This window comes from Micromonospora arida (assembly GCF_003857035.1).
GTDB classification, from domain to species: domain Bacteria; phylum Actinomycetota; class Actinomycetes; order Mycobacteriales; family Micromonosporaceae; genus Micromonospora; species Micromonospora arida.
On record NZ_QGSY01000091.1, the window covers coordinates 1 to 9,223 of the forward strand.

General features: G+C 69.8%; 9 protein-coding genes and 2 pseudogenes. 7 read left to right on the plus strand and 4 right to left on the minus strand.

Features of this window, described 5'->3' with window-relative positions; genetic code table 11:
• Both DLJ58_RS03945 and DLJ58_RS03950 read right to left on the minus strand, forming a co-directional pair.
• Positions 1-229 (minus strand): annotated as a pseudogene (locus DLJ58_RS03945) (hypothetical protein); the annotation flags it as partial.
• A complete protein-coding gene (locus DLJ58_RS03950) occupies positions 222-722 on the minus strand; it encodes a SigE family RNA polymerase sigma factor (RefSeq protein WP_124853900.1) in 501 nt (166 codons plus the stop codon). The pseudogene DLJ58_RS03945 and the gene DLJ58_RS03950, both read right to left, overlap by 8 nt.
• A gap of 140 nt (positions 723-862) precedes the next feature.
• On the opposite strand from DLJ58_RS03950, the gene DLJ58_RS03955 reads away from it, so the two are divergent.
• Positions 863-1,627, plus strand: a complete 765-nt coding sequence (locus DLJ58_RS03955) for an ABC transporter ATP-binding protein (protein WP_124853901.1) — start codon at positions 863-865, stop codon at positions 1,625-1,627.
• Entirely contained in the window at positions 1,612-3,315 is a 1,704-nt protein-coding gene (locus DLJ58_RS03960; RefSeq protein ID WP_425271292.1) for an ABC transporter permease, read from the plus strand. The genes DLJ58_RS03955 and DLJ58_RS03960 overlap by 16 nt, the downstream gene beginning before the upstream one ends.
• Here the strand turns inward: DLJ58_RS03960 and DLJ58_RS03965 are convergent.
• Together DLJ58_RS03965 and DLJ58_RS03970 are read right to left on the minus strand one after the other, a co-directional pair.
• Positions 3,312-3,518 carry a DUF397 domain-containing protein gene (locus tag DLJ58_RS03965; protein ID WP_124853902.1) on the minus strand — a complete coding sequence of 69 codons (207 nt, stop codon included), beginning with the start codon at positions 3,516-3,518 and terminating at the stop codon, positions 3,312-3,314. The two genes, DLJ58_RS03960 and DLJ58_RS03965, sit on opposite strands and share 4 nt — an antisense overlap.
• Positions 3,515-4,300, minus strand: coding sequence for a helix-turn-helix domain-containing protein (locus tag DLJ58_RS03970; protein ID WP_124853903.1), 786 nt, complete (start codon positions 4,298-4,300; stop codon positions 3,515-3,517). Before DLJ58_RS03970 ends, DLJ58_RS03965 begins: the two co-directional genes overlap by 4 nt.
• Before the next feature lie 658 nt (positions 4,301-4,958).
• On the opposite strand from DLJ58_RS03970, the gene DLJ58_RS03980 reads away from it, so the two are divergent.
• The 5 genes and pseudogenes from DLJ58_RS03980 to DLJ58_RS04000 all read left to right on the plus strand — a co-directional run.
• On the plus strand, positions 4,959-5,711 hold the full coding sequence (locus tag DLJ58_RS03980) for a flavin reductase family protein (protein ID WP_124853909.1): 753 nt from the start codon (positions 4,959-4,961) through the stop codon (positions 5,709-5,711).
• 175 nt (positions 5,712-5,886) lie between these two features.
• The gene (locus DLJ58_RS03985) at positions 5,887-6,252 is read left to right on the plus strand and encodes a DUF485 domain-containing protein (RefSeq protein ID WP_124853905.1); all 366 of its coding nucleotides are present in this window, start codon (positions 5,887-5,889) and stop codon (positions 6,250-6,252) included.
• On the plus strand, positions 6,230-7,921 hold the full coding sequence (locus DLJ58_RS03990; protein ID WP_124853906.1) for a solute symporter family protein: 1,692 nt from the start codon (positions 6,230-6,232) through the stop codon (positions 7,919-7,921). Before DLJ58_RS03985 ends, DLJ58_RS03990 begins: the two co-directional genes overlap by 23 nt.
• 88 nt (positions 7,922-8,009) lie before the next feature.
• Positions 8,010-8,987 carry an NAD-dependent epimerase/dehydratase family protein gene (locus DLJ58_RS03995; RefSeq protein ID WP_124853907.1) on the plus strand — a complete coding sequence of 326 codons (978 nt, stop codon included), beginning with the start codon at positions 8,010-8,012 and terminating at the stop codon, positions 8,985-8,987.
• 76 nt (positions 8,988-9,063) lie between these two features.
• Positions 9,064-9,201: pseudogene (locus tag DLJ58_RS04000) on the plus strand (LCP family protein); the annotation flags it as partial.
• Positions 9,202-9,223 lie beyond the last annotated feature (22 nt).

A 9,223-nucleotide genomic window follows, 5' to 3' on the forward strand; every position in this document is an offset into this window, starting at 1 on the left:
GGGTGGGTGATCCGGTCGCCGGCAGCACCGGCGTCGGCGCCCCCTCCCGGCCGCCGGCCAGCGCCACCGCCCCGGTGGCCACCACCGCCACCGCCACCACTGCGGCGAGCGCCGCCGCGATTCTGGTCTGACGGGTCCGCCGCCGGCCGCGCTCCCGCACCTGCTCGGTAGGGGCCCAGCTCAGGTGCTCGGTGTCGTGGAACAGGTGCACGAAGGGCTGATCAGGCATTGCTGACCTCCTCGGGGAGGGTGGTGCCGAGCAGAGGTGCGAGGGCCTTGCGCCCTCGGGCGAGCCGGGCCTTGACAGTGCCGACCGGCACGGCAGTCCGCGTCGCGATGTCCGCGACCGAGAGATCCGCGAGGTGGTGCAGGACGATCGCCTCGCGTTGGTCCGTCGGTAACTGGCGTAACGCGGCGACCAGCGCGACGGTGTTCTCCGATGGTGGCCCGACCGCGGTCACCGGACCATTCCGCCGATGGGCGGTGATCCCGTTCCGGATCTTCCGCCAACGATTCTGAAGGAGGCGGTGTCCCACGACGTACACCCACGCCTCAGGGTCGTCGTACTCGCTGATGCGCCGCCAGCGCTGCCAGGCCCGCACGTACGCCTCCTGTGCGGCGTCCTGCGCCTCATGGATGTCGCCACCGAGCGCGTACAGCACGGTGACGACCCGGTGCCTGCTGGCTCGGTAGAACTCCTCGAAGCCGTCATCTGTGTTCAATGCCCCTCCCCGTGTCGCTCCTGCCTCTGTCACCCGCGAGCACGGCGTCCGGTTGCATCAGGCTCGTCCGCCTCGGGGATGATCGCGGGTCCGTCCGTCGCCGGACGGCATAACTGGCGATCGGCGGATAACGTCGGCGCATGACTGTTGAGCACCCCGCGCTCGCACTGCGTGGCCTGGCCAAGCGGTTCGACGGCACGATCGCGGTGGCCGGCGTCGACCTGGACGTCCCCGCCGGTTCCTTCTACGGCCTGCTCGGCCCGAACGGCGCCGGCAAGACGACCACCCTGTCGATGGCGGTCGGGTTGTTGCGACCGGACGCCGGCTCGGCCTGGGTGCTCGGGCACGACGTCTGGCAGGACCCGGTCACCGCGAAGCGGCTGCTCGGCGTGATGCCCGACGGGGTCCGGTTGTTCGACCGGCTGACCGGGGCGGAGCTGCTGGCGTACAACGGGTTGTTGCGCGGGATGGACCCGGCGGTGGTCGACCAGCGGGCTGCCGAGCTGCTGGACGTGCTGGCGCTCGGCGACGCCGGTCGGACCCTGGTGGTGGACTACTCGGCAGGCATGAAGAAGAAGATCGGCCTGGCCTGCGCGCTGCTGCACGGCCCTCGGGTGCTGGTGTTGGACGAGCCGTTCGAGGCGGTCGACCCGGTCTCTGCCGCGCTGATCCGGGACATCCTCACCCGGTACGCGGCCGGTGGCGGCACCGTGGTGTTCTCCAGTCATGTGATGGAGGTCGTCGAGCGGCTCTGCTCGCACGTGGCGATCCTGGCCCAGGGGGTCATCAAGCGGGTCGGGACGATCGACGAGGTCCGTGGCGGTCGCTCCCTGGAGCAGGTCTTCGTCGAGGTGGTCGGCGGGCGCACCGCGACCGGCGAGGAGTTGTCGTGGCTCTCCCGGTGAGCGCGGACGCCACCCCCGCCGCCCCCGTACGCTCGGTCTCCGCTCGCCACTTCGTGCGGCTCAAGCTGCGGGTGATGGGCAACAACTTTCGAGGCCAGGGCTGGCGGATCGCCCTGTTCATCGGCGGCGCGTTGCTCGGCCTCTGGTTCGCCGCCAGCGGTTTCTTCCTCTTCGCCGCGCCGGGCCTGACCGGCAACGGCGAGTACGCGGTGCTGGTCGCGGCGGCGGGTGGCGGGCTGTTGGTGCTCGGTTGGCTGCTGCTGCCACTGGTCTTCTTCGGTGTGGACGAGACACTCGACCCGGCCCGGTTCGCGCTGCTGCCGCTGCCCCGGCGCACGTTGGTGACCGGCCTGTTCGTGGCGGCCCTGATCAGCGTGCCGGTGCTGGCGGTGCTCATCGCGTCGTCCGGGCTGGTGCTGACCGCCTGGTCGTTGGGTGGCTGGTCGGCGGGGTTGGTCTCCGTCGTCGGTGTGCTTGCCGGGTTGCTGCTCTGTGTAGCCGCCAGCCGGGCGGTGACCAGCGCCTTCGCCACCATGTTGCGGTCCCGACGGGTCCGCGACCTGGCGGCCGTGCTGCTGGCGGTGACGGCCGCGCTGCTCGGCCCGTTGCAGATCTTCGGCCTCGCCGCGCTGCGCGAGGCGGACTGGGACCGGCTGGCCGGCGTGGCGACCGTGATCGGTTGGACGCCGTTGGGCGCCCCGTGGACCGCCGGCATCGACGTGGCCCAGGGGCGGGTGTGGGCGGCACCGGTCAAGTTGCTGATCACGGTGGCGGCGCTGGGCGCCCTGCTGGCCTGGTGGTCCCGGTCGCTCGAGTCGGCGATGGTGGGTGCGGCGAGCGCCGGTAAGGCTCCGGTGCGACGCGGAGTTGCCGGTGGCGCGGTCGCCCAACTGTTTCCCCGGGTCGCCGGCTGGGCCCGCCGGGACCAGTTCGGTGCCCTGGTCGCCCGGGAGGCCCGCTACTGGTGGCGGGACGCTCGCCGCCGGGCCAACCTGATCACGATCGCGGTGGTCGGCATCTTCGTGCCAGTGATGATCAACGTTACCGGCGGGGACTTCGCGGCCATGGGCGAGGAGGGGTTCACGACGGCTGCCAACGACAGCTCACCGGTGCTGGTCACCATCTCCATGCTCTTCGTCGGCGTGCTCGCCGCCGTCACGCTGGCCAACCAGTTCGGCTTCGACGGCAGCGCGTACGCCGCGAACGTGGTGGCCGGGGTGTCCGGCCGGGTCGAGCTGCGGGCCCGGATGACGGCCTTCTCGCTGTACGTGCTGCCGATGCTGGCGGTCGTCGGGGTGGTGCTGTCGGTGCTGATCGGTCACCCGGGTTGGATCGGGCTCACGATCGGCAGCCTGGTCGCCACCTACGGCGCCGGGCTGGCGGTGAACAGCCTGGTTTCGGTGCTCGGGGCGTACTCGCTGCCGGAGACGAGCAACCCGTTCGCGATGAACAGCGGCGCGGGCCTGACGAAAGGGCTGCTCACCCTGCTGGCCATGCTCGCCTCGGCGGTTGCCGCGGTGCCGATGGTGGTGGCCGCCGCGCTGTTCGGTGACGCGTGGCTCTGGCTGGCCCTGCCGGTCGGCGCAGCGTACGGGCTCGGCGCGGCGCTACTCGGCGCGTACCTGGCCGGTGACGTGCTGGACCGACGTCAACCGGAGCTGCTGGCCACGGTCACACCGCGCCGCTAGCCGACGCGTCGGCCAGGGGCCTGGGCGGCGTCGGCCACGAAGCCGCGCCAGGCGGCCGGGGCGAAGGTGAGGGTTGGGCCGGAACGGTCCTTGCTGTCCCGGACCAGCACGACGCCGGGCAGGTTGTCCGCCACCTCGACGCAGGCACCGCCCGTGTCGCCAGACCTGGTCGACGTCCGCCAGCGGGGTTGAGCAAGGGTCATGGCGTCACCTTCAGCTTCCGGATCAGATCCAGCGAGGCGCTTGTGGAGAATGCTTCGCCGAGCAGGCTATCCCATTTCCGACCAATCAGACGGACGACGTCCGGGTCGTCGATGACGTGCCCACGAGCAACGTCCTCGACATAGGTGACTCGTTCCCCGTCGGGCAGTTCAGCGAGCAGAAAGCCGCCGGTCAATCCGACGTGCGCTCCGGCGTCGAGCGGCACGACGTGCAGCCTGACGCTCGGCATGACGGCGAGTTCCATCAGCCGACCGAGCTGAGCGTCCAGTACCGCCGGCCCGCCGACCGGGCGGCGTAGAGCCGTCTCGTCCAGGACGAAGACGCATTGCGGCGACTCTGCCCGCTGCCACAACTGCTGTCGTTCCATCCGGACCGTGACCAGCTCATCCACCAACTTGGTGGGATTCAGGCCACCAGCGGAAATGACCGCGCGGGCATAGTCCTCGGTTTGCAGGAGGCCCGGAATCAAACACGGTTCGAATTCGCAGAGCCTGATCGCCTGCTCCTCATGGTTGCGCCATGGCACGAACCAGGTCGGCAGCCGCTGCCGATCGGCTGCGATCAACAACTCGGCGAGAAGGCCGCCGGTGGCGAGGGCCTCGTCGGCGGCGACCGCGAACTCCATGGTCGGTCGACGCCGGCCGGTCTCGATGGCGGCCACCGTGGATGGACTCCACTTGGTGAGGGTCGCCAAAGCCTCCTGGGACACCTCGGCACCGGCTCGGGCGGCCTTCAGCGCCCGTACCCACATCTCGACGTTCATCCTTACCTCTCCGGTAAGTACGTGATCGCGCTACGTAGTAAGCCCTGGCATCCTCCCCTGTTCGCTCCTCTCCGTCCAGGGTGGAGAGCACGCGGCCCGGCCGGTGGAGGCGACGTCCCGGCGACTGGGTCCTGCGTTCCGGCCGCCCCGGTCATCCCCCGGCCGGGGCGGCCCTCGTCGACCGGGAGGAGATGAGCCATGTTCCGATTCATCACTGGCAGGAACGGGGCGCGGTGGTCGTACCGGAAGAAGAAGGTTGTGGCACCGGCGGCCGTGCCGGGCGCGACCGGATCGGAGCGGTCGGCAGGCCCGCCGAATCGAGCACCCGGGTGGGCGAACTGGCCGACGGTCGCCCTGCCGCGACCAGGCCGGGCCGGTTGGCTGACACCCGCGCAGACCTGGCGCGCGAACGGCGGTCGCTGGTGAAAAACGTGGCCCGGCCAGCGGATCGGACCTCAGACCATGCAAGCGACCGTGCGGCGCATCGCGCCGGGGACCGGCGTGCCACCGCGAGCGTGATGCCTGTGAGGCATCAATATGACCCAGAGGCATCACGGTCACCCGGGAATTGCCTTCCGCCGATCGGAGCGCGCCGCAGTCGGGCCACTTCACCGCCCCGGACGGCCGGAGAGCCACGGTGAGCCGGCCGCACCTGCCGATGCGGCCGCTCTGGCGGTGCCGTGGCTGTGGCGCGCTCTGGCCGTGCCAGCCGGCGCGGCTGGCGCTGCTCGCCGAGTACCGGGACGACCGGGTGGGGCTGCTGGTCTACCTGGGCACGATGATGGCGGAGGCGGGCGATCAGCTCGCCCGGCTCAACGGGCGCCCCGCCGACCTGCACGAGCGCTTCCTTGGTTGGGCGAGGGTCCGGGGCGGCACAATGTTTCACGTGAATCATGAGCCGGGTGCCGAGATCCACCACACCGATCCGTTCGCGGTGCCGACCGGGCAACGGTCGCCGGTACGCCGGCTGCGTGGTCGCCTCGCCGCACCGGTGACCCTCTGGACGGCGCCCGGTCCGGCCGGGCTGACCGTCTCGTCCACCCTCGTGGCCGAGGGGGAACCGGACCGGCTGCTCGGGCTGATCGACCCGGAGTCCGACCTCTGGGCGGCCGTCGAGGAGTCGGGTCGGTTCGCCGTCACGCCGCTCGGCCCGCCACACCGGCAACTCGCCGACCGGTTCGCCGGCCTCTTCCCCGCCCCGGGCGGGCTCTTCGCGACCGGCGCGTGGAACGAGACGCCGTACGGGCCGGTTCCAGCGGACGCCGGCGGCTGGGCCGGGTGCCGGCTGGACACCGCCCGGGAGTACGGCTGGGGGCTGCTGGTCGAGGCCACGATCGAGGCGGTCAACCTGGCCGAGGAGGCCACCCCGCTGCTGCACTACCGCGGTCGTTACCACGAGCTGCCGGCCTGAACGGGCGCCTCGCCAGGGGCGACCGATCATCGCAGTGACCTGAGTCACTTGGCGCAGCCAGGCAACCGCTCGGCGCACTCGCCGACCGGCGTCGATCTCAGCCTTCCCTGCCGGGGAGTGCGCTCTTTACGGTGCGCGAAACTCCTCTGACGCCTGTGAAGGTGGTGATCCACAGATGTCCACGGACACACCCGCTCCGGCTGCTTCCCAGTCGGACAAGTACCTGGCCGTACAACGGTCGGACGAGTTCGCCGGGCTGCGGCGTGCGCTGCGCGGCTTCGTCTTCCCAATGACCGTCGCGTTCTTCCTGTGGTATGCGCTCTACGTCATTCTCTCCGCGTACGCCCGGGACTTCATGGGCACGAAGCTGTTCGGCAGCAACATCAACGTCGCACTGGTCTTCGGCCTGCTCCAGTTCGTCTCCACGTTCCTGATCGCCTGGCTCTACTCCCGGTACGCGGACCGGAAGATCGACCCCATCGCGGACCGGATCCGCGCCGAGATCGGGGAGGTGACCCATGAGCAAGGTCCTCGCGGTTGAGACGTTCCTCGCGGCTGAGGCGGGCGATCACACCGCCCGCAACCTGACCATCACGCTCTTCCTGGTCTTCGTCGCGGTGACCCTGGGCATCACCATCTGGGCCAGCCGGCAGACCAAGACAGCGACCGACTTCTACGCGGGCGGCCGGTCCTTCTCCGGCTTCCAGAACGGCATGGCGATCGGCGGCGACTACATGTCGGCCGCTTCGTTCCTCGGCATCGCCGGCATCATCGCGTTGTACGGCTACGACGGCTTCCTCTACTCGATCGGCTTCCTGGTCGCCTGGCTGGTGGCCCTGCTGCTGGTCGCGGAGCTGCTGCGGAACTCGGGCCGGTACACGATGGCGGACGTGCTGGCCTTCCGGATGCGTCAGCGTCCGGTGCGTACGGCGGCGGCGGTCTCCACCATCACGGTGTCGATCTTCTACCTGCTCGCCCAGATGGTCGGCGCCGGCGCGCTGGTCGCGCTGCTGCTCGGCATCCGGCCGGGGACGACCTTCCTCGGCATGGACGCGGACACCGCGAAGGTGGCCACCATCATCATGGTCGGCACGCTGATGATCATCTACGTGACCGTGGGTGGCATGAAGGGCACCACCTACGTGCAGATCGTCAAGGCGTTCCTGCTCATGGGCGGTGCGCTGTTGATGACCATCCTGGTGCTGGCGAAGTTCAACTTCAACCTGTCGGAGCTGCTCGGCCAGGCGGCCGCCGCCTCCGGCAAGGGCAGCGCGTTCCTCGAACCCGGGCTCCGGTACGGCGTCGAGGTCGCCGGCAACTCGACACAGACCTTCTACAACAAGGTGGATCTGCTGTCCCTGGGCATCGCCCTGGTGCTCGGCACCGCCGGTCTGCCGCACATCCTGATCCGCTTCTACACGGTGCCGACCGCGAAGGCGGCCCGCAAGAGCGTGCTCTGGGCGATCGGCATCATCGGCACCTTCTACCTGCTCACCCTGGCGCTCGGCTTCGGTGCGGCGGCGCTGGTGGGCAGCCAGGCGATCACGGCACAGGACAAGGCCGGCAACACCGCCGCGCCGCAGTTGGCCGAAGCGCTCGGCATCGACTTCTTCGGCGGTGAACTGGGTGGGGCAGCCCTGCTGGCGATCATCGCAGCGGTCGCCTTCGCCACCATCCTCGCGGTGGTCGCCGGGTTGACGCTGGCCTCGTCGTCCAGCCTGGCGCACGACTTCTACGCGAACGTGCTGAAGAAGGGTGAGGCGTCGGAGCGGCAGGAGGTGCGGGTCGCCCGGATCTCCGCCCTGGGTATCGGCGCGGTGTCGATCGCCCTGTCGATCTACGCGCAGAACCTCAACGTGGCGTTCCTGGTGGCGCTGGCCTTCGCGGTCGCCGCCTCGGGCAACCTGCCGGCGATCCTCTACAGCCTCTTCTGGCGGCGGTTCAACACCTCCGGCGCGGTGTGGGCGATCTACGGCGGGCTGCTCTCGGCCGTGCTGCTGGTGTTCTTCTCGCCGGTGGTCTCCGGTGCGGCGACCTCGATGTTCCCGGACCACGACTGGCAGTGGTTCCCGCTGTCCAACCCGGGCATCCTCTCCATCCCGTTCGGTTTCCTCTGCGGGTGGATCGGCACTGTCATCTCCAAGGAGCACGACGAGGACAAGTACGCGGAGCTGGAGGTGCGCGCCCTCACCGGCGCTGGCGCCCACTGATCACGGCACCTGTCGGGGGTCCCCTGTTGACGTGCGACGTCAACAGGGGACCCCTTCCGCGAATTCGGCGGTCGGTAGGCTGAGCGGCATGAAGGTTGCTGAGCGCTTTGGTCCCGATCACCGCGTCCTCGTCACCGGCGGAGCTGGCTTCGTCCCGTCACACCTGGTGGACGCCCTGATCGCCCGAGGCTGCACGGTGGTGGCGCTGGACAACTTCGTGACCGGCTCCAAGGAGAACGTCGCCCACCTGCTGGATCGGCCGACCTTCACCCTCGTCGAAGCGGACATCTCCGAAGGCCTGCCGACCCACCACCCGGCGCTGGCCGAGCGGTTCGACGCGATCCTGCACATGGCCTCTCCGGCCAGCCCCACCGACTTCGCCCAGTTGCCTGTGGAGATCCTCCGGGTCGGCTCGGTCGGCACCCTGCACCTGCTGGAGCGCGCGGCCGCCGACGGCGCCCGGTTCCTGATGGCCTCCACCTCCGAGGCGTACGGAGACCCCAAGGAGCACCCGCAGCGGGAAACCTACTGGGGCAACGTCAACCCGATCGGGGTCCGCAGCGTCTACGACGAGGCCAAGCGCTTCTCCGAGGCCGCGACGATGGCGTACCACCGCTACCGCGGGCTCGACGCGGCGATCGTCCGGATCTTCAACACGTACGGCCCGCGGATGCGCCCGGACGACGGCCGCGCCATCCCCACCTTCATCTCCCAGGCGCTGCGCGGCGAGCCGATCACCGTGCACGGCACGGGTAACCAGACCAGGTCCATCTGCTTCGTCGAGGATCTGGTGCGCGGCATCCTGCTGCTGCTCGACTCGACCGAGACGGGCCCGGTCAACTGCGGCACCGAGCACGAGCTGACCATGCGGCAACTCGCCGAGTTGATCGTGTCGCTCTCCGACAGCACCTCGAAGGTGACCTATGTCACCCGCAGCTCGGATGACCCGGAGATGCGCCGACCGGATCTCACGCTCGCTCGTGAACTGCTCGGATACGAGCCGTCGGTCGCGCCCGAAGATGGCCTGCGACGCACGATCGAGTACTTCCGGTCGCGGCTAGGGTAACCAGATTTTCGCGTACCGCCTGCCGCTGAGTGTCGCCTGAAGGCGGCAGTGGCTCCCGCTACGTACCCTGAGTTACATGTCCGCGACCTCGTCTGCCGGCGTTCCGCATCCGTACCTGCACCGCAGCGCCGGGCGCGCGTCGGTGCCCGGCCCCGATCGGGGCGCCTCCGGGCGTGCCCGTCCCACCGAGGCGCGTTTCTACCCGTCGTACGACGGGTAGAAACGCGCCTCGGTGG